Source organism: Aquabacterium sp., assembly GCF_041915145.1.
Classification (GTDB): domain Bacteria; phylum Pseudomonadota; class Gammaproteobacteria; order Burkholderiales; family Burkholderiaceae_C; genus Aquabacterium.
Genome location: NZ_JAYSBZ010000055.1, coordinates 1 through 23,354, shown reverse-complemented (window position 1 = coordinate 23,354; position 23,354 = coordinate 1). Strand labels below are relative to the sequence as shown.

General features: G+C 67.7%; 23 protein-coding genes and 2 pseudogenes. 22 read left to right on the top strand and 3 right to left on the bottom strand.

Annotated features, from left to right (window positions below; genetic code table 11):
• Positions 1-242, bottom strand: a pseudogene (locus tag ACE3SS_RS10990) (porphobilinogen synthase); the annotation flags it as partial.
• Between the two features lie 322 nt (positions 243-564).
• Between ACE3SS_RS10990 and ACE3SS_RS10985 the strand changes: the two are divergent.
• From ACE3SS_RS10985 to ACE3SS_RS10935, 11 genes and pseudogenes are all read left to right on the top strand, one after another.
• Positions 565-996, top strand: a complete 432-nt coding sequence (locus ACE3SS_RS10985; RefSeq protein WP_374593839.1) for a CopD family protein — start codon at positions 565-567, stop codon at positions 994-996.
• Positions 997-1,015: 19 nt separating this feature from the next.
• Positions 1,016-2,140, top strand: coding sequence for a VanZ family protein (locus ACE3SS_RS10980; protein ID WP_374593837.1), 1,125 nt, complete (start codon positions 1,016-1,018; stop codon positions 2,138-2,140).
• 9 nt (positions 2,141-2,149) lie between these two features.
• Complete coding sequence (locus tag ACE3SS_RS10975; protein WP_374593835.1) at positions 2,150-2,476, top strand: ferredoxin; 327 nt, start codon at positions 2,150-2,152, stop codon at positions 2,474-2,476.
• A gap of 19 nt (positions 2,477-2,495) precedes the next feature.
• Positions 2,496-3,122 (top strand): alpha/beta hydrolase, encoded by a 627-nt coding sequence (locus tag ACE3SS_RS10970; protein WP_374593834.1) that lies wholly within the window; start codon positions 2,496-2,498, stop codon positions 3,120-3,122.
• Between the two features lie 102 nt (positions 3,123-3,224).
• Entirely contained in the window at positions 3,225-4,379 is a 1,155-nt protein-coding gene (locus tag ACE3SS_RS10965) for a D-alanyl-D-alanine carboxypeptidase family protein (RefSeq protein WP_374593832.1), read from the top strand.
• Positions 4,376-4,654 carry a YbeD family protein gene (locus ACE3SS_RS10960; RefSeq protein ID WP_374593830.1) on the top strand — a complete coding sequence of 93 codons (279 nt, stop codon included), beginning with the start codon at positions 4,376-4,378 and terminating at the stop codon, positions 4,652-4,654. The genes ACE3SS_RS10965 and ACE3SS_RS10960 overlap by 4 nt, the downstream gene beginning before the upstream one ends.
• An 85-nt stretch (positions 4,655-4,739) precedes the next feature.
• Positions 4,740-5,075: a preprotein translocase subunit YajC gene (gene yajC, locus ACE3SS_RS10955; RefSeq protein ID WP_374593828.1), complete on the top strand. Its 336-nt coding sequence runs from the start codon at positions 4,740-4,742 to the stop codon at positions 5,073-5,075.
• A gap of 56 nt (positions 5,076-5,131) precedes the next feature.
• Positions 5,132-5,218 (top strand): annotated as a pseudogene (locus ACE3SS_RS10950) (DUF3982 domain-containing protein); the annotation flags it as partial.
• A gap of 9 nt (positions 5,219-5,227) precedes the next feature.
• Entirely contained in the window at positions 5,228-7,201 is a 1,974-nt protein-coding gene (gene secD, locus ACE3SS_RS10945) for a protein translocase subunit SecD (RefSeq protein WP_374593826.1), read from the top strand.
• 38 nt (positions 7,202-7,239) lie between these two features.
• On the top strand, positions 7,240-8,283 hold the full coding sequence (gene secF, locus ACE3SS_RS10940; RefSeq protein WP_374593824.1) for a protein translocase subunit SecF: 1,044 nt from the start codon (positions 7,240-7,242) through the stop codon (positions 8,281-8,283).
• Positions 8,284-8,319: 36 nt separating this feature from the next.
• A complete protein-coding gene (locus tag ACE3SS_RS10935) occupies positions 8,320-10,572 on the top strand; it encodes a DUF1631 family protein (RefSeq protein ID WP_374593822.1) in 2,253 nt (750 codons plus the stop codon).
• Positions 10,573-10,655: 83 nt separating this feature from the next.
• Here ACE3SS_RS10935 and ACE3SS_RS10930 read toward each other — a convergent pair whose 3' ends face one another.
• A complete protein-coding gene (locus tag ACE3SS_RS10930) occupies positions 10,656-11,114 on the bottom strand; it encodes a DUF494 family protein (RefSeq protein ID WP_374593821.1) in 459 nt (152 codons plus the stop codon).
• Between the two features lie 300 nt (positions 11,115-11,414).
• Here ACE3SS_RS10930 and ACE3SS_RS10925 point away from each other — a divergent pair, with 300 nt between their 5' ends.
• From ACE3SS_RS10925 to ACE3SS_RS10885, 9 genes are all read left to right on the top strand, one after another.
• Entirely contained in the window at positions 11,415-11,915 is a 501-nt protein-coding gene (locus tag ACE3SS_RS10925) for a DUF4123 domain-containing protein (RefSeq protein ID WP_374593819.1), read from the top strand.
• Positions 11,912-13,687 (top strand): hypothetical protein, encoded by a 1,776-nt coding sequence (locus ACE3SS_RS10920; RefSeq protein ID WP_374593817.1) that lies wholly within the window; start codon positions 11,912-11,914, stop codon positions 13,685-13,687. The genes ACE3SS_RS10925 and ACE3SS_RS10920 overlap by 4 nt, the downstream gene beginning before the upstream one ends.
• On the top strand, positions 13,687-14,520 hold the full coding sequence (locus tag ACE3SS_RS10915) for a hypothetical protein (RefSeq protein WP_374593815.1): 834 nt from the start codon (positions 13,687-13,689) through the stop codon (positions 14,518-14,520). Before ACE3SS_RS10920 ends, ACE3SS_RS10915 begins: the two co-directional genes overlap by 1 nt.
• Before the next feature lie 42 nt (positions 14,521-14,562).
• Positions 14,563-16,323 (top strand): type VI secretion system-associated FHA domain protein TagH, encoded by a 1,761-nt coding sequence (tagH, locus tag ACE3SS_RS10910; protein WP_374593814.1) that lies wholly within the window; start codon positions 14,563-14,565, stop codon positions 16,321-16,323.
• 30 nt (positions 16,324-16,353) lie between these two features.
• Positions 16,354-17,139 (top strand): PP2C family serine/threonine-protein phosphatase, encoded by a 786-nt coding sequence (locus tag ACE3SS_RS10905; protein ID WP_374593812.1) that lies wholly within the window; start codon positions 16,354-16,356, stop codon positions 17,137-17,139.
• Complete coding sequence (locus tag ACE3SS_RS10900; RefSeq protein ID WP_374593810.1) at positions 17,136-17,498, top strand: hypothetical protein; 363 nt, start codon at positions 17,136-17,138, stop codon at positions 17,496-17,498. Before ACE3SS_RS10905 ends, ACE3SS_RS10900 begins: the two co-directional genes overlap by 4 nt.
• The gene (locus tag ACE3SS_RS10895) at positions 17,495-18,058 is read left to right on the top strand and encodes a DUF5625 family protein (RefSeq protein WP_374593808.1); all 564 of its coding nucleotides are present in this window, start codon (positions 17,495-17,497) and stop codon (positions 18,056-18,058) included. Before ACE3SS_RS10900 ends, ACE3SS_RS10895 begins: the two co-directional genes overlap by 4 nt.
• An 81-nt stretch (positions 18,059-18,139) precedes the next feature.
• On the top strand, positions 18,140-18,706 hold the full coding sequence (locus tag ACE3SS_RS10890; protein ID WP_374593806.1) for a DUF5625 family protein: 567 nt from the start codon (positions 18,140-18,142) through the stop codon (positions 18,704-18,706).
• Between the two features lie 544 nt (positions 18,707-19,250).
• Positions 19,251-19,610, top strand: coding sequence for a DUF4280 domain-containing protein (locus ACE3SS_RS10885; protein WP_374593841.1), 360 nt, complete (start codon positions 19,251-19,253; stop codon positions 19,608-19,610).
• Between the two features lie 86 nt (positions 19,611-19,696).
• On the opposite strand, the gene ACE3SS_RS10880 is transcribed toward ACE3SS_RS10885, so the two are convergent.
• Positions 19,697-20,278 carry an OmpA family protein gene (locus tag ACE3SS_RS10880; protein ID WP_374593804.1) on the bottom strand — a complete coding sequence of 194 codons (582 nt, stop codon included), beginning with the start codon at positions 20,276-20,278 and terminating at the stop codon, positions 19,697-19,699.
• A gap of 275 nt (positions 20,279-20,553) precedes the next feature.
• On the opposite strand from ACE3SS_RS10880, the gene tssK reads away from it, so the two are divergent.
• Together tssK and ACE3SS_RS10870 are read left to right on the top strand one after the other, a co-directional pair.
• Positions 20,554-21,891, top strand: coding sequence for a type VI secretion system baseplate subunit TssK (tssK, locus tag ACE3SS_RS10875; RefSeq protein ID WP_374593802.1), 1,338 nt, complete (start codon positions 20,554-20,556; stop codon positions 21,889-21,891).
• A gap of 40 nt (positions 21,892-21,931) precedes the next feature.
• Complete coding sequence (locus ACE3SS_RS10870; protein WP_374593800.1) at positions 21,932-23,254, top strand: DotU family type VI secretion system protein; 1,323 nt, start codon at positions 21,932-21,934, stop codon at positions 23,252-23,254.
• Positions 23,255-23,354: the final 100 nt, after the last annotated feature.

The window sequence follows — 23,354 nt, the reverse complement described above, 5'->3', positions numbered from 1 at the left end:
GCCATCACCGGCACGCCCAGGCGCACGCATTCCTCGGCCTTGCCGAGCAGCAGATCGAGGCTCAGGCGCTGCACGCCGGGCATCGAGGGCACGTCCTGCGCCTGGTTCTGGCCGTCGAGCACGAAAACGGGGTAGATCAGGTCGCTGCTGCTCAGCGAATGCTCGCGCACCAAGGCGCGGGTAAAGGCGTCGCGACGCAGGCGGCGGGGGCGGTGCAGGGGGAAGCGCTGGTTGAAGTGCATGGCGTTCAGGTTGGTGTCATTTTGATGACAGCTTGCCCGCTCAGGCCGAGCCTGACCTGTGACAAGCGTCACGTTCTGGCGCAGTTCGCGGGGTTTCGTGACATTTCACGCAGCCCTCGGCAGAAACGAGGTCTGTACAGATCGTCCGCGATACTTATAATTGTCCCTGAATGTTACGCCGCAAGGTGTTCATTCCCTGCTTTTCCTCCCTGAGCAGGTGCCTTACCGTGATGACAGCGTTAAGGCTTTGCAGCCCCGGCTCATGCCGGGGCTCCTTTTTTTGCGGCGCCGTTTTTGCAAGCCCGCCCCGCATAATCCAGCGATGCTCTGGATCAAAGCCTTCCACATCGTCTTCGTCGCCAGCTGGTTCGCCGGCCTGTTCTATCTGCCGCGCTTCTTCGTCAACCTGGCCACCGTCCCCTCCGACAGCCACGCCGAACGCGAGCGCCTGCTGCTGATGGCGCGCAAGCTCTATCGCTTTTCCAACATCCTGATGCTGCCCGCGCTGGCATTCGGCCTGACGCTGTGGCTCGGCTACGGCGTGGGCCTGCACGGCCCCGGCAATGGCTGGATGCACGCCAAGCTCGCACTGGTGATCGCCACCATCGGCTACCAGCACTACTGCGGTCGCCTGCTGCGCCAGTTCGAGAACCTCGCCAACCGCCGCCCGCACCGCTGGTTCCGCTTCTTCAACGAGATCACGGTGCTGATCTTCATGGCGGTGGTGGTGCTGGTGGTCGTCAAGCCGTTCTGACCGCCCCGCGCGCAAGTTGATGGCGCCCCGCCCCGCCGACCGCAGCGCCGCCCACACCCTGGCCTGGCTGTTCATCGGGCTGATCGTCTACGCCAGCCTGCACCCGTTCAGCGGCTGGCGCTGGCAGGAGCCGCCGTCGTCGCAGTGGTTCGCGCTGCCCTGGCCGGTGTACACCGACCGCTTCGACATCTGGTCGAACTTCGTCGGCTACCTGCCGCTGGGCCTGTTGTGGTGCATCGGGTCGCTGCGCGACGGCCGCGCGGTTGCGCGCAGCGCCATCGAAACCACGCTGATCTGCGCGGCGCTGTCGTATGCCATGGAGGTCACCCAGCACACGTTGCCCACCCGCGTGCCCTCGGCACTGGACTGGGTGCTCAACACCGCTGGCGGCATCGCCGGTTCGCTGCTGGCCTTGCTGGCGCAAAGCCGCGGTTGGGTCGATGCGCTGCGCGCCCGGCGCGACCGTTGGCTGGCGCCGCACAGTGGCAACGGCCAGGCCCTGTTGTTGTTGTGGCCGGTGGGGCTGCTGTTTCCGCCGGCCGTGCCTTTCGGGCTGGGGCAAGTGTTCAACCGCGTCAGCGAAGCCCTGCAAGAAGCTGCCGAGAACACGCCTTTCGCGGCCTGGACACCCGTGCCCGTCGAGTGGGACGAGCCCCTGTCCGCCGGCACCGAACTCTTGACCTTGGCGCTGGGCTTGCTGGCGCCCATCCTTGTCGCCTACGTGATCAGCAGCCGCCCACGTACCCGCCTCAAGTTGATGTTGCTGTGCATTGCGCTGGGTGCGGGTGCCACCACGCTGTCGACCACGCTCAACTTCGGCCCCGCGCATGCGTTGACCTGGTTGACACCACCCGTGCTGCCGGGCTTCGTGCTCGCCGCCATCATGGGCGTGGGGCTGGCGTGGGTGCCCCGCCGTGCGATTGCCGGCATCGGGCTGCTGGTGCTGGCCAGCCTGTGCGCCCTGATCAACCAGGCCCCCACCGACCCGTATTTCGCACTCAGCCTGAGCCGCTGGGAGCAAGGGCGCTTCATCCGCTTTCACGGGCTGGCGCAATGGGTGGGCTGGCTGTGGCCTTACATCGCGATCCTCTGGTTACTCGTGCAAATAGGCGCACCGGTAAAGGAGTCAGGCTCGCAAACCTAAAATCGCGCCATGAGTTATTACCAGCGCCACATCTTCTTCTGCCTCAACCAGCGCGACAACGGCGAGAACTGCTGCGCGCAACACCACGCGCAAGAAGGCTTCGAGCGCTGCAAGGCGCGGGTCAAGGGCGAAGGTCTGGCCGGCCCGGGCGGCGTGCGCGTCAACAAGGCGGGCTGCCTGGACCGCTGCGCCGGCGCGCCAGTCGCGGTGGTCTACCCCGAAGCCGTCTGGTACACCTTCGTGGACGCCGCCGACATCGACGAGATCGTCGAATCTCACCTCAAGAACGGCCGCGTGGTCGAGCGTCTGCAACTGGCCCCGAACGTCGGTCGCTAACTTCGGTCGCCAACCCACCATGCGCCCCATCACCCGCAGCGAGTTCGTGCCCGGCCCGGCCGGCGCGATCGAGTGCGCCATCGACGAACAGGCCGACCACCCCCCGCACGGCGTGGCCGTGGTGGCCCACCCGCTGCCCACGATGGGCGGCACGATGGACAACAAGGTCGTCGGCGCCCTGGCCCGCGCCTTCGTGCTGCACGGGCTGCGCGCGGTGCGCTTCAACTTTCGCGGCGTCGGCCAATCGGCTGGCGCGTGGGACGAAGGCCGCGGCGAGGTCGACGACCTGATGGCCGTGATCGACCACTACCGTCAGCCCGACCAACCGTTTTACCTGGCCGGTTTCTCGTTCGGCGGCTACACCGCCGCCGCCGCCACGGCCCGCCTCGGCGACGCCGCTCGCCCCGACCGGCTGGTGCTCGTTGGCCCGGCGGTGGGGCGCTTTCAAGTCGCCGCCGTCCCCGCCGACACCGTCGTGATCCACGGCGAGCAGGACGACGTCGTGCCACTGGCCGCCGTGCTCGATTGGGCTCGCCCCCAGACGCTGCCGATCACGGTGGTGCCGGGCGTCGGACATTTCTTCCACGGGCAGCTCACGCTGCTCAAGACCCTGGTCGGACGCGAGTTGCGCGCGGCCTCGGGCTGAGTCGCCCTGCGCCCCCCCTTGCGGCAGGCCGCCGCCTCTTTCGCCACCTCTTGCATCGGCCTGCACCGCCCTCATCTATCCGCTTCGATTGAGACTCCAACCATGAACCGCATCATTCGCACCCTCACCGCCGGCCTGCTGAGCCTGGCCAGCTGGGCCGCGCAGGCGCAAGCCCCGCAGCCGCCCGAAATCGCCGCGCGCTCCTACATCCTGCTCGACGTCAACAGCTCGCAGGTGCTGGCCGCCAAGGACCCGGACATGTCCGTCGAGCCCGCCTCGCTGACCAAGCTGATGAGCGCCTACCTGGTCTTCCAGGCCCTGAAAGACGGCAAGCTGACGCTGCAGCAGGAGGTGACCGTGAGCGAGCGCGCCTGGCGCACCGGCATGACCGGCGCCTCGCGTTCGTACATCGACGTGGGCAGCCGCGTGAAGGTCGAGGACCTCGTCAAGGGCATGATCGTGCAAAGCGGCAACGATGCCACCGTGGCGCTGGCCGAGGCGGTGGGCGGCTCCGTCGAGCACTTCGTCGAACTGATGAACCGCCAGGCCCAGGCGTTCGGCCTGAAGTCCACCTCGTTCAAGAACCCCGAAGGCCTGCCCGCCGCCGGCCACGTCAGCACGGCGCGCGAGCTGATGATCATCGCGGCGCACGTGGTGCGCGACTTTCCGCAGTACTCGTCGTACGACGCGATGAAGGAGTTCACCTACAACAAGATCAAGCAGCAAAACCGCAACCTGCTGCTGTGGCGCGACCCCACCGTGGACGGCCTCAAGACCGGCTACACCGACGCGGCCGGCTACTGCATGATCGCCACCGCCAAGCGCGACACCCCGAGCGGCCAGCGCCGCCTGCTCAGCGTGGTGCTGGGCACGGCCTCGTCCGAAGCGCGCGCCAACGAGAGCCAGAAGCTGCTCAACTGGGGTTACAGCGCCTTCGACAATGTCAAGCTCTACGAGGCCGGTCAGTCGCTGGCCGACGCACGCGTCTGGAAGGGCCACGCCAACCAGGTCAAGCTGGGCAGCCTGGAGCCGCTGCTGGTGACCGTGCCGCGCGGCGCCGGCAGCAGCCTGAAGACCGAGATCCAGCGCACCGATCCGCTGCTTGCGCCGCTCGCCAAGGGCCAGCGCGTGGGCACCATCAAGATCACGTCCGGCGGCCAGGTGGTGACCGAGCGTCCGCTGGTGGCGCTGGACGCCGTGGGCAGCGCTGGCTTCCTGGGCCGCGCCTGGGACGCCGTCCGACTGGGGATCCAATGAACAAGCCGACCAAGCCTGACGACACGCTGATCGAATACCCCAGCGCCTTCCCGATCAAGGTGATGGGCGCCAACGTGGACGGCTTCGCACAGGCCATGGCCGAGGTCGCCCTGATCCACGACCCCTCGTTCGACGCCGCCACCATCGAGATGCGCGCCAGCTCGGGCGGCAACTACATCGGCCTGACGATCACCGTCACCGCCACCAGTCGCGAGCAGCTCGACAACCTCTATCGCGCCCTCACCAGCCACCCGCTGGTCAGGTACGTGCTGTAGCAGCCCGGCGCATACCGCCGCATACCGCCGCATACCGCCGCATACAATTGGCCGGTTTTGCCCGACACAACCGAAGGATCATCCCGTGTTCATTTCTTCTGCATATGCGCAGACCGCCGGCGCGCCCGCCGCTCAAGGCGGGATCGCCGGCCTGTTGAACTCGCCATTGCCGATGCTCGTCTTGATGTTCGTCGCGATGTACTTCATCGTGCTCCGCCCCCAGATGAAGCGCCAGAAAGAGCTCAAGAACCTGCTCGACAACCTCGCCAAGGGCGACGAAGTCGTCACCACCGGCGGGCTGCTGGGCAAGATCACCAAGATCAACGAGACGATGCTGTCGCTCGAAATCGCCAGCAACGTCGAAGTGCAGGTGCAGCGCGCCGCCGTGGTGCAGGTGCTGCCCAAGGGTTCGGTCAAGTGACCCAGCCGCTGCCGCACGCCGCGTGGCGTGTTGCAACAAAGTTCTGAGACAGTAGCCCCCTTTGCGAACGGCCTGAACCGTCAGGCACCGCGCCCAACCAGCCCGTCGAGGCCCATGCCGCCGACGGGCTTCTCGCTCCGTAGGACTCGCCCATGAACCGCTACCCGCTGTGGAAGTACGCGATCATCGCCACCGCCCTGATCATCGGGTTCATCTACACCCTGCCCAACTTCTTCGGCGAAGCACCGGCTGTACAGGTGTCGAGCGGGCGCGCCACCGTCAAGGTCAACAGCGAGCTGGTGCCGCAAATCGAGTCGGCCCTGCAGCAGGCCAACATCAAGGCTGATTTCGTGCAGTTCGAGGGCAACTCGATCAAGGCCCGCTTCGCCGACACCGACACCCAGATCAAGGCGCGCGACACCATCGCCCGCGCTCTCAACACCGACCCGGCCGACCCCAGCTACATCGTGGCGCTGAACCTGCTGTCGCGCTCGCCGAGCTGGCTGACTTCGCTGCACGCGCTGCCGATGTACCTGGGTCTGGACCTGCGCGGCGGCGTGCACTTCCTGATGCAGGTCGACATGCAGGGCGCGCTCACCAAGAAGGCCGAGTCGATCGCCGGTGACGCCCGCAGCCTGCTGCGCGACAAGAACGTGCGCCACGCCGGCATCAACCGCGTGAACCAGACCGTGGAAGTGAACTTCCGCGATCGCGACAACCTCAACGCCGCCCGCAAGCTGCTGACCGACCAGTTCGCCGACGTGAACATCGCCGACAGCACCGAGGGCGCGCCGGCCGGCGCCGCGCCGGGCGACCTGAAGCTTGTCATCACGCTCAAGCCGCAGGTCGCCACCAAGGTGCAGGAGCAGGCGCTCAAGCAGAACATCACCACGCTGCACAACCGCATCAACGAACTCGGCGTGGCCGAGCCGGTGATCCAGCAGCAAGGGCTCGACCGCATCGTCGTGCAGCTGCCCGGCGTGCAGGACACCGCCAAGGCCAAAGACATTCTGGGCCGCACCGCCACGCTCGAAGTGCGCCTGGTGGACGACAGCAACGAAGCCCTGGCCGCCCTCACCGGCACCGGCCCCGTGCCCTTCGGCACCGAACGCTACGCCGAGCGCGGCGGCGCGCCGCTGATCGTCAAGCGCCAGGTGATCCTGACCGGCGACAACCTCACCGACGCGCAACCCGGCTTCGACGAAACCCAGCAACCCGCCGTCCACCTCACCCTCAACGACCGCGGCGCGCGCATCTTCCGCGACGTGACGCGCGAGAACGTTGGCAAGCGCATGGCCATCCTGCTCTTTGAAAAGGGCAAGGGCGAGGTCGTGACCGCCCCGGTGATCCGCGGCGAAATCAGCGGCGGCCGCGTGCAGATCTCGGGCCGCATGACCAGCGAAGAAGCCAACGACACCGCGCTGCTGCTGCGTGCCGGCTCGCTCGCCACGCCGATGGAGATCATCGAAGAGCGCACCGTCGGCCCCAGCCTCGGCGCCGAGAACATCAAGCAGGGCTTCAACAGTCTGGTCTACGGCTTCGCCGCCATCGCCGTCTTCATGTGCGCCTACTACCTGATCTTCGGCGCCTTCTCGACCATCGCGCTGGGCGTCAACCTGCTGCTGCTGATCGCCATCCTGTCGATGCTGCAAGCCACGCTGACGCTGCCCGGCATCGCCGCCATCGCGCTGGCGCTGGGCATGGCCATCGACTCGAACGTGCTGATCAACGAGCGCGTGCGCGAAGAGTTGCGCAACGGCAGCGCGCCGCAATCGGCCATCGCCGCCGGCTACGAGCGCGCCTGGGCCACCATCCTCGACTCCAACGTCACCACGCTGATCGCCGGCATCGCCCTGCTGGCCTTCGGCTCCGGCCCGGTGCGCGGCTTTGCCGTCGTGCACTGCCTGGGCATCCTGACCTCGATGTTCTCGGCGGTGTTCTTCTCGCGCGGCCTGGTCAACCTCTGGTACGGCGGCCGCAAGCGCCTCAAGGCGGTATCGATCGGTCAGGTCTGGAAGCCCGCTGCTGCGTCCACCAGCGCCACCCCCGACACCAAACCCGGCAACGGTGCCGCTCCGGCCGACGCGCAAAAGAGCGCCCGCCTGAGCAACCGCACCGTGCACTGACCCCGAACGCTACCCCCTGATCGACTCAGGAGCCCACGATGGAATTCTTCCGAATCAAGCGCGACATCCCGTTCATGCGGCATGCGCTGGTGTTCAACATCATCTCGCTCGTCACCTTCCTGGCGGCGGTGTTCTTCCTGGCCACGCGCGGCCTGCACTTCTCGATCGAGTTCACCGGCGGTGCCGTGCTCGAAACGCAGTACGCGCAAGCCGCCGATCTGGGCAAGGTGCGCGCCGCCGTTGATTCGCTCAAGCTCGGCGAAGTGCAGGTGCAGAACTTCGGCACCTCGCACGACGTGCTGATCCGACTGCCGCTGCGCCCCGACGTGAAGCAAAACGAGCTGGTCGGCCGCGTGTTCGACGCCCTGTGCAAGAACGAGAGCGGTCAGGTACAGGCCAAGCAGCAGGTGTCCGCCAAGGGCGAAGCCATCAGCAAACAGGCCTGCGTGGTCGGCACGGGCGACGCCGCTCGCGAACCGGTGCTGTTGCAGCGCAGTGAATTCGTCGGCCCGCAAGTGGGCAAGGAACTGGCTCGCGACGGCGCCCTGGCGCTGCTGTGCGTGGTGGCCGGCATCATGATCTATCTGGCGATCCGCTTCGAGTGGAAGTTCGCCGTGGCGGCCATCATCGCCAACCTGCACGACGTGGTCATCATCCTGGGCTTCTTCGCCGCCTTCCAGTGGGAGTTCTCGCTGTCGGTGCTGGCCGCCGTGCTGGCCGTGCTGGGCTACTCGGTGAACGAATCGGTGGTGATCTTCGACCGGATCCGTGAAGCATTCCGCACCTTCCGCAAGATGGACACGCCGGCCGTCATCGACCACGCCATCACCAGCACGATGAGCCGTACCATCATCACGCACGGCTGCACCCAGATGATGGTGCTGTCGATGCTGATTCTTGGGGGGCCGACGCTGCACTACTTTGCTGTGGCGCTGACGATCGGCATTTTGTTCGGCATCTATTCGTCGGTATTCGTCGCGGCCGCTATCGCAATGTGGCTGGGTGTGAAGCGCGAAGATCTCATCAAAAACACCCGCAAAGAGACCGATCCGAACGATCCGAACGCTGGAGCCGTGGTGTAGAGTTGAAACGGCTTCTTGCCGATTTGTTCAACTCACATGGTGCACGCCGCGTCCTCACATCCACTCGCCCAACAAGCTCGCCGCGCCTATCTCGACGCCTTGCTGCGCGAGTGCCCGAGCACGTTGCAAGCCATTCTGGATGGCGGCCGCGCCCTGGCGGCGCAAACCCCTGATCCAGCGCTGCACAGCAAGCGACGCGATGCCGTCGCCGAGCTGACCCGCAAGCTGACGATGTGGGACGAGGCCTTGCGCAAGGCGTTGCGCGATGCCGACCCGACCCGTGCCTCGCTCGGCAACAGTCCACGACCCGCGCAGAAAAGCAGCGCGCTCGACCTGGCGCTGGTGGACGACGCCACCATCGAAAACGGCATCCTGGGCTCGCGACTGGCGCAAACCATCGGCGACCGCACCAGTTGGCAGTTCTCCGATTTGCGCGCCCGCCTGTCGTCGCTCGAAAAGTTTGAAGACCTCCCGCCCAACGACATCCTGGCCCCGCAGTCCCTGTCCGACGCGGCCCTGAAGGCGTGGCTGGCCATCGGGCTGGACGCCGAGTCCTGGCGCACGCTGCAAAACAACATCCACGACGAATTTGCCCTGCTGGTCGAGGCGGCCTACCACGACGCCAACCGCTGGCTGCTCGATCGCGGGGTGTGCCCCGATATCGATTTGCGCCCCTTCATCCGCCTGTCCAGGTCGTCCCGCGAACTGCCCTCGGCTGGGCCCGCCGGCCCGGCCAGCGCGGTTGCGGGCGCGCGGGCAGCCACGGGCAACGCCACGTCGGCCGGCCCGGCTCGTTCTCCAGCCGCGCAGCAGGCCGATGTCGTGCTGAGCCAGCTCAGCCAGTTCATGAGCAAGCATTTGTCCGACTACGGCGGCCTGCCGCCCACCGGACCCGCGCGCCCCCCGTCTTCCACCCTGCGGCAGGCAATCGGTCAGGCGCAGGCCAGCATGCAGAGTCGCTTCGGCGGCGCCAACGCCCTGGCCTCCGGCCCGGCCGTGCCGAGCGTGACCGAAGAACTGCAACGCCAGAAAGTGGCGCTGAAGCAGGCCGCCAGCACGCCGGTGGAGCGCGCCACCATCGAGGTGGTGGCCCTGATGTTCCAGAGCATCCTGACGGACGAGCGCATCCCGGCCAGCGTGCGGGTTTGGTTCGCGCGGCTGCAGATGCCGGTGCTGCGCGTGGCGGTCGGCGAGCCCGATTTCTTCGCCAACATCGATCACCCCGCGCGTCAGCTGATCGACCGCATGGGCTCGTGCGTGATGGGTTTCGACGCCGCCGCGGCCGCCATCGGCGACACGCTCGAGAAAGAGATCAAGCGCGTGGTGCAGGTCGTCGAGGCCTACCCCGACACCGGCCGCCGCGTGTTCCAGACGGTGCTGACCGAATTCGAGCGTTTCTTGCAGCATTACTTCCAGACCGAGAACGAGGCGACCAAGAAGGGCGTGTCGCTGGCTCAGCAGGTCGAGCAGCGCGAAACGCTGGCCATCCAGTACACCATCGAGCTGCGCAAGATGCTCAACGAGGTGCCGGTGCAGGAAGGCGTGCGCGACTTCCTGTTCCACACCTGGGCCGACGTGCTGGCCACCACGGCCATCAAGTCCGGCACCACCAGCGAGGCCACCAAGAACATGAAGCGCGCCGCCGCCGACCTGATCTGGTCGGCCAGCGCCAAGGTGTCGCGCGAAGAACGCGCCGAGGTGATCCGCCGCCTGCCGCCACTGCTCAAGACCCTGCGCGACGGCATGGCGCAGGCCGGCATGCCGTCCGCCAAGCAAGAAGAGCACATCCAGACCCTCAACAGCTCATTGGCCGCGGCATTCACGGCCAAGGCCGCGCCGATCTCGAATGCGCGGTTGTCGCAACTCATGGATCGCCTGGAGACCCTCGACGAGCTGCTGCCCGAGTCGAGCGACGTGCAGCTCGACCCGGCCACCATCATGGATCTGTCGGGCCACGAAACGGCCGACCTCGAAGTGGTGGGCGAAGGCGGCGCGGCCCCGACGCCGGCCATGCTGGCCTGGGCGCAGCAACTGCAGGTGGGCAGCTGGTATCAGCTCGACTACCGCAACCGCGTCGAGCCGGTGCAGCTGGCGTGGCAAGGCCTGCGCAAGCATCTGTCGCTGTTCGTCACGCCGCACGGGCGCGGCGTGCTGTTCCAGCAGCATCGCCTGGCGTCGTTCCTGCAGGCCGGCCTGCTGGTGCCGGCCGAAGACGAATCGCTCACCGCGCGCGCCACGCGCAAGGCGCTGGCCAAGCTCGACGCCGATCCGCAGCGCATGCTCAACTGATGCGCCCCTGATCGATCACCGCCCCAACGAAAAACGGCGCCAGCTTTGCAGCGGCGCCGTTTCGCATTGGAGGCGGGCTTGAATCAGTGGATCAGCCGGTCATCGGGGTCAACGAACAGCTCGTCGAGGATCAAGGCGTCGGGCTCCTCGCCACGGCTCCAGAACACCATCAGCACGATGATCTTCATGTCGTCGAGCGACAGCGTGCCGGACTCGGCGCCGGTGGCCATGGCGCGATCAACCACGACCTCGCGCATCGCCGGAGGCAGCACGCCAGCCGATTCGAGGAAGGCGATGAAGCTGATCGACTCGTCGCCCAGGTGGGTGCGCTCGGCAGCGGTGTAGACGCGGATGCTCTGCGCCCCTTGCGGCCGGCTGAGCTCGTGGTTGCTGACGGTCAGACCGCTGAGCCAGCTCAGGGCCTCCTGGATCTCATCGTTCTCGAAGCCGACGGCCGTCAGCTTGCGCGCGAGCTGTGCCTCGTCGGGGCAGGCGTCGGCACGCCAATAGTTCTCGTACAGATAGACCAACACGTCAAACATGCGAACAACTATAGCGCAACGAAATGGCCTCGCCGCCGTCGCAAAGCCCTCGATAGCCGTCAGATTTCTCGTCCCTTTCGCCCGGTCGATTCCCCCCCCGGAACGCGCCGCTTGCCAGACGCCCGGCACGCGGCAAAATGGGCCGCCGCCGAATGGCTTGGCGGCTGGCAGGGCCGGCGAGCACGCCCTCACTTTCACCCCGCTGCGGCGCCCGCCCGCTGCGTTCGCACAGGTCCGTACAGGTCCGCACAGGAGCGATTGGTTTTGTCTGCGTCCACACTGTCACAACAAAAAGCGTCGTTGTGGACGCAAACCGGCGCGCATGTCTACGCCGTCATCGCCGGGGCTGAAGTGCCCGGGCTGCTGGCGCAACTGACCGCGCCCAACGTGGCGGGCTGGGACGGCCTGCACCGCGGCGCGCTGCCGCCCGACGAAGCCGAGCGCGCCACCTACATCGTGGAGCTGCGCGCCGAGTCGCCGTTCACCGACTGGCTGCTGGGCGAGGCCAGCGCCGCGCTGCCCAACTGGGGCGTGCTGGTGGTGAGCACGCAGAGCCTGCGCCCGACGCGCGAACACCTGCGCCGCATCAGCGAAGCGCTGTCGCCCGAGGGCCAACGCTTTGCGTTGCGCTGGTTCGACCGCGCCGTGCTGCGCGCGCTGCTGCCGAGTCTGTCGAGCTCGCAGCTGCAGACCTTCTTTGGCGACTGCAGCGCGCTGGTGTTGCCCGCCGCCGCCGACTGGACGTGGTATCGCGAAAGCGTCGGTCAGTTGGTGATCGACGTGCGGACTCTGGCAGCATGACGCCCATGCTGCGCCTGAGCCCCCAACAAATGGACCTGCTGGCCCGCGTGGCGCGCGAGCGCTTCGTGCAGCGCGCCGGCCGCTACTTCGCCACGCTGTGGCCGGCGATGGTCGAGCGCCTGGGCGACCGCTTCGGGGCCTTCATCGACCTGGCCGTGCAGCACGCGCAAAAGCATGGTCTGGCCGAAGGGCCGTGCGTGGCGCGCTACGTCAACCTGTGGTTCGTGTGGGGCCCGGCCTTTGAGGACAAGCCCGGCTTCGAGTGGGCGCGCGACATCCTCGCCGACCCGCGCCGCAGCGAGTTCACCAAGCCCCATCAACTCGTGCGCCGCACGCTCGACGAGCTCGAGCGCCAGCAAGCCGCGCGCGGCAACCGCCCGGGCCAAGCCGGCGGACTCAGCCCGAGCGACTTCAACGCGGCCGACGAACGCGTGGTGCGCGACCTGGCCGATCTGGGTCGCCTCGGCGACGTGGTGCCGAGCCGCCGCGACGTGCCGCGCCTGAGCTGCGACATCGAAGCCATCGACATCGGCACCATCGCCTGCGAGTGGCGCCACGAATACCGCTGCACCGAGCGCGACTGGGCGCGCGTGCCGGTGGCGCCGCTGCCGCGCCTGCGCATTGACGACCCCGCCACGCCCGCGCCCGGCGCACTCACCGTGCTGAGCCACGCCGAGGGCCAGGGCGAGCTGGCGCGCCTGCAGGTGAAGCTGCGCAGCGTGGCCGTGTGCGACGTGGACACCCACCCGCGCGTGGCCTTTGGCGGCGAGCATGGCTTGTGGGAATGGCGCGGCCACGAAGCCACCGCCGTGAGCTGGCCCGTGCAGGCGCCGCCCACCCCGCCGCTGCCGCCCGCCGACGCCGCGCGGCTCACCGGCATCGCCACCGAATGGCCGCCACGCATCCACACGCTGGCGCTGTCGAGCTGCGGTCTGCGCGACCACGGCGCGCCGCTGGGCGAGGTCAGCACGCACGTGTTGAGCTACCCCGCCGACCAGTGGCTGCTCGAATGGCGCCACGCGGCCCGCCCCGCCGCCACCTGGCCGGACAGCGCGGCACGCCCCGCCCCACCGAGCGCCGCGTGCCGGCTGGAACGCGACGGCATCGCCCAAGACGCGCGTGGCTGGCAGGCCGGCTTTGCCGCGCTGCACGAAGCCTTCGACGCCGCGATGGATCAATTGCTGCTGGCCTGGGAACGCACCAGCGGCGCGGCACAAGCGCGGCTCGACGCCGAGCCCGCGCTGCTCGCCGGCCAAGCCGGGCTGACCTGGGGCTGGCGCGAAGGCCCGCGCGGCTTGGCCGAGTCCCCCCTGATGCGCTTGGAAGGCTGGCTCGACTGCATCGCCTGCGGGCTCGACCTGCAGCTCAGCGGCGAGATCGCGCTGGGCGGCTCACGTGCCCGCGTGCGCCTGCACGCCAAGGGCAGCACGCCGCTGCGCACCCGCGTGCAGCGCGACCGCGCCGAGCCGCCGCTGCCCGAAGTACTAGCCAACGCCAAGGTGGCCTTTCGCTACCCCTTCGAGCTGGACGTTGACCCGCTCGCCGTGCCCGAGCTGGCGGCCTTCTACCCCGCAGCACCCCTGACCGGCGCGCTGGTGGGCGAAGCCGGCTTGCGGCCCCGCCTGGGTGGCAGCGGCGTGCAGTGGTTCTTGACGCTGCGCGTCGAACCCGTGGCGACCACGGTGCTGATCCACGACCCCATCCTGGGCGACAAGCTGGAGCCCCGGCCGCTGCTGCCCGCGCTGACCTTGCTGGACTGGAGCCTGGGCTGATGGAACGCATCCTCTTCTTGCGCGTCGAGGCCCTGGGCTGCGAGGTCGAGGCCGTGCTCAACGGCATGCCCGTCGTGCGGCTCGACGCCCGCGGCCAGACCAGTCCGCGCATGGCTTGCATCCCGGTGCACGAGTACACGCTGGCCGGCGGCAACCGGCTGGGCGCCGTCATCAACCCGCCGCCCATCACGCAGGCCGACCCCGCCCCCGGCCAGCCCGCGCCACCGCCCCTGCCCAACGTGGCCGACGGCCACACCTGGGTCAAGCTGCGGCTGCTGCTGCCGCGCCAGAACCAGCCGGCCAGCGAGAACTCGGCGCGCACGCTGGGTCAGCTCGACTGGGGCTTGGCCGAAAACGAACTCTTCGACACGCCGCTCGCGCTGCAGCAGGTGGTGGAGCTGCCCGTCACCTTCCCGCGCTGGCGCTGGCTCGACGCCCCGGTGGTCGAGCACCCCGACGTGCTCAAGCCGCAGGTGCTGGCCCACCTGCAGCGCCTGGCGGTCGATCTGACGCGCGGCGACCCGGAGAGCTTCATCGCCGCCGCGCGGCTGCGTTTTGAAGAGCTGGCCCTGGCCTACCAACGTCAGCCCGCCGACGAGACCGCGCGCTTTCGCGAGCACCTGCAGCAACTGGCCGCGGCCAAGGCGCTGCGCGTCAACCCGCCGCTGCCCGCCGAGCTGGTGCTGCGCCGCGTGGCCGACGGCCGCCTGCTCGAATGTCTGGGTGCCGACGGCCGGCCCGCGCTGCGCACCGTGGCCAGCGAAGGCGGCGTGAGCCACGCCTGGCCGCTGCGCCTGGCGGTGGTCGAAGGCAAGTTTTATGTGTTGCGCTAAGCCCCGCGTTGACAGCCTTTTTTCTGCGCAGAGAATCGACCCGTGATCACCCTCACCGTCCAATCCTTCAACGGCGGCGCCACCGAGCGACTGTCGGCCACCTTCGACGAGCTCGGCGGCACCATCGGCCGCGCCGACACCAACCAGCTCGTGCTGCCCGACCCCGAACGCACCATCTCGCGCATCCACGCGCAGGTCGCGTTTCGCAACGGCGGCTTCGCGCTCGTCGATCGCGGCAGCAACCCGGTGCTCGTCAACGGCCGCCCGCTGGGCAACGGCCACGAAGCCCCGCTGGCGCACGGCGACCAGGTCCAGATCGGTGGCTACGTGCTGGGCGTCGAAGTGCGCCCGGCCAGTGCCGGCGGCGCGACAGGCGCATCAAGCGGCGCCAGCAGCGGCGCCTCGTCCAGCGACCCCTTTGCCGACCTGATGGGCTTGGGCGCGGCAGGCAGCCCGGCGTCGATGGCATCGACCGTGCCGCCCGCGTCCTCGCCCTTCGGCAACCTGCTGGGCGACATGCCGCCTGCTGCGGCGCCGTCCACCGCATCGGCCTTCCCAGCCGCCCCCGCCGCGGGCCCGGGCGGGATCCCGGCCGACTGGGACCCGTTCGCCGCGCCGGCCCCCGCTGCAGCCGACCCCGCCCGCAGCCTGGGCACGCCGGGCGGCGGCATCCCCGACGACTTCGGGCTCGACCTGGGCAACCCGGTGCGCGGCTCCAACACCGCCAGCAGCGGCATGACGCCGACCCGGTCTGAAGAATCGCTCGACAACCTCTTCGGCCTCGGCGCGCCCGGTGGCAGCGACCCGCTCGCCGGCTCGGCCTTTCAAGACCCGCTGAGCCGCCCCAACACCGCCGCCAGCCAAGACCCGCTGCGCGCCTTCGGCATGCAGGCCGCGACCGGGCAGAACGCCATGGCCGACAACGTGTCGGAGCTGAACACGCCGTTCATTGCGCCGGGCGTGGCCGCCCCCGCTGCGGCGCCGTCAGCCGCCAAACCGCCCGCTCCGGCTGCCACGCCAGCTGGCAACCCGGCCCCGCAAGGCGCGGTGCTGTCCTGGGGCGACAGCGGCCCCGGCGAAGGCCGCACGATCATCCGCCCGGCGAGCAAGCCGACCGCCGCCCCGGCCCCTGCGCCAGCCCCTGCCGCCCCCCCAACGCACCCCGCCGCGTCACCCCAGACCAGCGCGGCCTTTGCCGGCGGCGCCGACGTGCAAGCGCTGCTGGCGGCCTTCCGCGAAGGCCTGGGCGTGCCCGGCCTGCAGCTCGACGCACTGACGCCCGAGCTGATGAAGCTCATCGGCCAGCTGCTGCACGAATCGACACGCGGCACGGTCGAGCTGCTGGTGGCCCGCGCCGCCCTCAAGCGCGAGATCCGCGCCGAGGTGACGATGATCGTGGCGCGCGAGAACAACCCGCTGAAGTTCTCGCCCTCGGTGGACGTGGCGCTGACCCATCTGCTGAGCCCGCCGGCGCGCGGCTTCATGCCCGCCGCCCCGGCCATGCGCGATGCCTACGACGACCTGCGCGCCCACCAGTTCGGCTTCGTGGCCGGCATGCGCGCGGCGCTCGAAGGCGTGTTGAAGCGCTTCAACCCCGAGCAGCTCGAAGGCAAGCTGACGCAGAAGTCGGTGATCAACTCGCTGCTGCCCGCCACGCGCAAGGCCAAGCTGTGGGAGCTGTTCCAGGAGCTCTACGGCCAGATCTCCGAAGAAGCCGCCGAAGACTTTCATGAGTTGTTCGGCAAAGAATTCCTGCGCGCCTACGAGGCCCACATCGACCAGCTCAAGAGCGGTCAGCGCTGACCCGTCCACCACCCGAAAGACCGACCCGCCGTGGAACTCGAAATCGCCATCCTCTCGAAGCAAGGCGGACGCAACTACAACGAGGACGCCTGCGGCCACTGGAACTCCGACCGCCACCTGTGCTGCGTGATGGCCGACGGCGCGGGCGGCCACGGCGGCGGCGACATCGCATCGAAGCTCGCCGTGCAGAGTCTGCTCAACGGCTTCGCGGCACAGCCCGCCGACACGCCCGACGCCGCCTACCAACTGGTGCTGCAGGCCAACCACGCCGTGCGCGACCACCGCACCGACGGCGCCGCCCAGCAGCACATGCACACCACGGTGGTGATGCTGGCCATCGATTTCGTCGACCGCACGGCGCTGTGGGCCCACGCGGGCGATTCGCGGCTGTACTGGTTTCGCGACGGCGCCATCGTGACGCGCACCCGCGACCACAGCCTGGTGCAGGCACTGGCCGATGGCGGCCTGATCCGCCCCGAGGAGATGCGCAGCCACCCCAAGCGCAGCGAGTTGCGCTCGGCGCTCGGCACGGCCGACGAGTCGCTCGAAATCTCGACCAGCGAACAGGTCTACGCGGTGGAGCCGGGCGACGTCTTCCTGCTGTGCACCGACGGCCTGTGGGAATACGTGGAAGACGCCGTGCTCGAACAGACGCTCACCGCGTCCACCAACCCGCAAGCCTGGCTCGACGCGCTGGAGGCCACCGTGCTGCGCAACGCCGCCAGCAAGCCCAGCCACGACAACTTCAGCGCCCTGGCCGTGTGGACGGGCCACGGCGCCGATCATCAGCCCACCGGCGAGAGGAGCGGCCCGTGACGCCAGTTGAAAGACAAAATTACGCGCGCAACCTTTTCAAGGAATATCCGGATCAGTTCCCTACCGAGCACCGGGAGTTGATCCTGCATGGCCAGATCACGCTCGGCATGGCGCCCTTTGAAGCTCGTCTGGCAGGCGGCGCCTTTTCGTACAAGGTCATCGCTGACCCCAAACGTTGGCCGCCCCACACCAACCCGCTTGACGTGATGTGGCAACAGTCCGTCAAACCGGACGACAGTGAAATCTGGATGACGTTCACCAACAAGACGCAGTATCCCGACGAGCCGGAGCGTCAATTCCGCGTTCACTTTCAACGCGGCAAGGCCGTCGACATCCAGAAGCTGGAGACCGCGCCATGACCGCCCCAAGCCAGCAGCGCGGCTTGACGCACGGGCGGCGCCTGCTGACCACCCTGTTGATGAGCGTCGGCCTGGGCAGTTGCGCCAACGGCGCGGCCCCCCCCACCGTCCCCATCGAAATTCCCTTCGCCGTCGATCAAGAGGGCTGCGTAGTCGCCTTGGAGTTTCAAGTCAAAAAATTGGATTACTACTCATTCAATCTGACCTATGTGTACAAGGATGAAAAACCAAGTGACAACGATGATCGGTCGCGGGTATGGCGGCTGGTCGGGGGCGGGGTAAGAGACCCCGTATCAAATAAACGTATTGAGCCTGGCGCTCCGCTGGTGATCCATTTGACTGTGACGCAGCTGACCGACCAAGGCGAACTGGTCGTGTTTGACAAAGAGATGGCTCATCCCAAACTGAGTTCGTGGGGTGAAACGCTCAATGCCAGGCTTGCCGCCCTTCAACTGCCGCCCGGACGTTATCGCTTCATGGCAACCAGTTTGAAAGCCGCTCCTGCGTTGAAAAGCGTGCGGACTGAGTTCAGCGTCTATCACGCCTACATGGGCAAGTGAGCCGGGAGCATCCATGCCGACCGTCACGATCAATATTGCCGGGCGAGGTACGCCGCGTGCTCAGAAATTGGAGATCACCCCATGACGCTTCGACGAATACCGCAGCGGTTGAAAGCGGGGCGCCGTGTGCTGACAGCCTTGTGCTTAGGCGCGGGCCTGAGCAGTTGCGCCGGCAGCTCATCGGTAGCGACCATCCCTATCGAAATTCCCTTCGCCGTCGATCAAGAGGGCTGCCAAATCGAATCGACGTTCCAAATCGATGAGCAGCATTTCTATGCATTCACGTTGAGCTATCTGTTTCGGGATGGGAATCAGAAGAGTGACCACGACAATCGGACAAGGGTGTGGAGACTGGTCGGGGGGCCAGAAAGAGACCCGGGATCTCATATACGGACAGAACTCGGCGCTCCACTAATGATCCATTTGACCGTGATGCGGATGACCGATCATGGCGAAGAAGCATTGTTCGATGGTGATGTGGCTCACCCCAAATTGAGCTCCTGGGGTGAAACGCTCAACGCCCAATTGACCGAAATTCAACTGGCGCCGGGACGCTACCGGTTCGTGGCTCGCAGCACGAGCGCTGCCCCTGAACTGAAAAGCGTTCGAGTGGAGTTCCGAGTAACGCGAGCCTACAAGGGCAAGTGAGCCAGGAGCATCCATGCCGACCGTCACGATCAATATTGCCGGGCGAGGTACTCCACTTGCAGAAGGAGGCACTTCTTCCGTGGGGCACATGTGGTACGAACTCACGGATGACGCCGGGCAAACCACCAGCTATGGGTTTGCGCCTGACGTTGCGCATCATGGCAAGCCGTTCGCCCCGGGCCAGATTTACCACAACGACAGCACCAACTACCAAGATAGGGCCTACACCAAGACCGTGGAAATCACACAGGAGCAGTTTGATGCCATGGAGCGATTTGGAGAAGACCCCGAAGAAGGCGGCTTCAGCAAGTGGTACAACGGCCTCACAAACAGCTGCGTTGATTTCACCTGGAAGGCGCTGGAGAAAGGCGGCCTCAATCCATCCGGATTCGAAGGAGCCATCTGGCCCACGCACAACATCGGCGCGGTCAAGAAGATCACCAACCCCGCGCTCGCAGCCGCTACAGCCAAAGGGGTGTCATCCAAAGGGAGCACCTCTTCTCAAGAGGGATCGGGCGGCATCAAGCAAACCTGCCTTGGCGCCATGATGACCTGCAGCTTCGGTGCCGCACCGAGCAGCTTGATCCCCACGCCCAAGCAGATCAACACCAGCTACGTGCCGGCCGCCAACATCATGGACAACGTGCCGATAGCGAACATTCCGCCCTTCGGCATGTGTTCGAGCCCGGCCAATCCGGCGGTGGCGGCGGCCACCGCGGCGGCAATGGGCGTGCTGACCCCGATGCCCTGCGTCCCCGTCTTCCCGGCGCCGTGGGTGCCCGGTGCGGCCACGGTGATGCTCAACAACATGCCGGCGCTCAACAACACATCGATGCTGATGTGCGCCTACGGCGGGGTCGTCCAATTCAGCAACGCCGGGCAGGCCACGCACAACATTCCCTGACCGCCCGGTCTCGTCAAACCACCCGCCAAACGAAACGGCCCACCAATTGGCGGGCCGTTTTCATTTGATCGACAGAGCCTGATCGATCAGGGCTGCGAGGCAGGTTGCGCGGCCGGCTGCGGCGCCTGCTGGCGACCGATCTCGACGCGGCGGTTCTCGCCCGAGAACGGGTGGGCCGGATCCTTCAGCTCCTTCGAGCCGGCGCCCGCCACGATCAGCATGGCCGGATCGGCACCGTGCGCCACCAGGTAGGACTTGACCGCCTCGGCGCGACGCACCGACAGCGCCTGGTTGTGCTCGGCCGAGCCCGACGCATCGGCATGGCCCTCGATCTTGACCTGCTGGCCCGAGCCGCGCTTGGACTTGAGCACCTCGGCGAACACGTCGAGCTGCTTCTTCAGCGTGGCGGGCAACTCGGCCGAGCCGACCTGGAAGGACGACGCCGGCAGCGAGTAGCGGATGGCCGGCTTGAAACCCATGCACTTGAAGCCGCTGGCTTCGAGCTCCTTGCACGAGTCTTCGGGGAACAGCCCCTCTTTGACCGACTTGGCGTCGGGCACCTTGGAGCCGACGTCCACGGCATCGCCAGCAAACGCCGACGTGGCCGACAAGGCCGAGCCGATCACGGCCAAAGAAGCAAGCAACTGAGCAAGTTGGACGCGTTTCATGAGGGCACTCCCGCAAACAAATGAGCTGATGGACAAGACGGACGAGACGGAACCCGCGCCAGCGTCGCCGCGAGGGCCGCTGGCGGGTCGAACTTGTTGATGATAGTCACTTGCGAATCATGCGTCGCCCTGAAGTTTGGGGGGCGAAACCACCGCGACCAGCCCCGCGCAGGGGGCGTGCGACGGCAGGCAAGTAACGTACAGTTCGAGGGTCTCGGCCCGGGCCACGGCGGCTCGGTGCCCATGAGGATCTTTGCCCCAACTCGCGATTCGATATGACCTGGCACAACAAGGTGGTTTGGACGGAGGGCATGTTCCTCCAACCGCAGCATTTCCAGCAACACGACCGCTACCTGGCGCACCAGCTCGACGCCCGCCTCGGCGCCAGCCTGGGCTACGGCTGGGGCTTCTTTGCGCTGGCGCTCGACGAGGCCGCGCTCACGCAGGGCAAGATCGCGCTCGGCAGCGCCGCCGGCGTGCTGCCCGATGGCACGGCATTTCAGATTCCGGGCCACGACGCCGCCCCCGCCGCGCTCGACGTGCCGACTGACGCCCGCAACGAACTCGTGCTGCTGGCCGTGAGCCTGGCCCGCCCCGGCGTGGCCGAGTCCGACGCCGAAGACAGCGTCGGCTCGATGCCCCCGCGCTTTCGCGTCGCCGAGGTCGACGTGGGCGACACCAACGCCGCCGCCGAACGCGACGCACCGCTCCAGATCGGCCGGCTCAACCTGCGTTTGATCCTGGCGCGCGACGCGAGCGAGGGCACCACCCACATCGGCGTGGCCCGCATCGTCGAGCGCCGCGCCGACAACCGCCTGGTGCTCGACACCACCTACATCCCGCCCACCCTGCACGCGCCCAACAACGCCATCCTCGACGGCTACGTGCGCGAGGTGCATGGCCTGCTGCACCAGCGCGGCGAAGCGCTGGCGGCACGGCTCGGCCAACCGGGGCGCGGCGGCGTGGGCGAGATCGCCGACTTCCTGCTGCTCGAAACGGTGAACCGCAACGAGCCGGTGTTCGCGCACCTGCACAAGGTGTCGGTGCTGCACCCCGAGCGGCTCTACGCCACCTGCCTGAGCCTGGCGGGCGACTTGTCCACCTTCCGCGACAAGCGCCGCCCCGCCGCGCTGCCCGAGTACCACCACGACGAGCCCGCACCGTGCTTCAAGGCCGTGATGCAGGACCTGCGCCAGTCGCTGTCGATGGTGCTCGAACAAACGGCCATCCCGATCGAGCTGCAGACGCGCCAGTACGGCATCCGCGTCGGACTGATCCCCGACGTCGAGCTGCAACGCACCGCCAGCTTCGTGCTCGCCGTGGGCGCGCAGATGCCGGCCGACGCGCTGCGCGTGCGCTTCCCCACGCAGGTGAAGATCGGCCCGGTCGAGCGCATCCGCGATCTCGTCAACCTGCAGCTGCCCGGCGTCACGCTGCGCCCGCTGCCGGTGGCGCCGCGGCAGATTCCGTATCACGCCGGCTTCAACTACTTCGAGCTCGAAACGCGCGGCAACGAGCTCTGGAAGCAGCTCGAAACCTCGGGCGGGCTGGCGATGCACATCGCCGGCGACTTCCCTGGGCTGGAGCTGCAGTTCTGGGCCATCCGGGCCTGAGCCCGCGCCGACCGCCTAGTCAGATTGCATTGAGGTTGCCATGAGCGAGAACGATCCTTTTGCCGCGTTTGAATCTGACCGCACGGTGATCAAGCCCAGCGCCGGGCGCGGTGCCCGTCCCAGCACACCGGCCCCGGCAGCATCCCCCGCCAGCAATGCGCCCCCCACGCCGCAAGGCCTGGCGCTCGAAGCGCTGATGACGGCCAGCCTCAACCCGCTGGTGTCGGCCGCCGCGCCGCTGCTCAACGCGGCGCCGCGCATCCGCACCACCGCCGCCCACCCCAACCCGGTGGGGCTGCGCGACGCGCTGGCCGAGGGCATCCGCAAGTTCGAGCAACAGGCTCGCGCGCAGGGCTTGCCCAACGAGCAGGTGGTGGCCGGGCGCTACATCTTGTGCACGCTGCTCGACGAGATGGCCGCCAGCACGCCCTGGGGCGGCTCGGGCGTGTGGGCCGCGCAGAGCCTGCTGGTGCAGTTTCACAACGAGACCTGGGGCGGCGAGAAGATCTTCCAGCTGATGTCGAAGCTGGCCGAGCAGATCGAGCCCAACCGCAACCTGCTGGAGCTGATCTACGTGGTGCTGGCCTTCGGCTTTGAAGGCCGCTACCGCGTGCTCGACAACGGCCGCGCGCAGCTCGACGCCGTGCGCCAGCGCCTGGCGCAGCTGCTCAAGCAAAGCAAGGGCGGCTACGACAAAGAACTCTCGCCGCACTGGCAGGGCGTGCCCGCGCAACCGGTGCGGCTGCGCGACGGCATCCCGATGTGGGTGATCGCCGCGCTGGCCGGCCTGTTCCTGATGTTCGTCTACATCGGCCTGCGCCTGGGCATCAACAGCCACTCCGACCCCGTCTTCGCGCAACTGCAGGCACTCGACGTGAAGGCCGCCCCGGTGCTGGCGCCCGCGCCCACCCCGGCCGCGCCGCCCCCGCCGCGTCTGGCCGGATTCCTGAAGCCCGAGATCGAAGCGGGCCTCGTGGCCGTGCGCGATCTGCCCGACCGCTCGGTCGTCACCATCAAGGGCGACGGCTTCTTCGACCCGGGCAGCGCCGACATTGCCGACCGCGTGAAGCCGCTGCTGGTGCGGATTGCCGATGGGCTCAACGGCGTGCAGGGCCAGGTGCTGATCACCGGCCACACCGACAACCAGCCGATCCGCTCGCTGCGGTATCCGTCGAACTGGCACCTCTCGCAAGAGCGCGCCAAGGCCGTGCTCGACGCGCTGGTGGCCGCCAAGGTGCAGGCCACGCGGATGCGCGCCGAAGGCCGCGCCGACGCCGAGCCGGTGGAAGACAACGCCACCCCGGCCGGCCGCGCCAAGAACCGCCGCGTCGAGCTCACGCTGTTCGTGCAGAACGCGTCCTGAGGCACCGCCCGCCCTGATCGCGCCATGAGCTGGGCTCTCGATCAAGACTGGACGCTGCTCAAGCGCGCACGCGACATGAGCCGCGCCTACGAGATCGGCT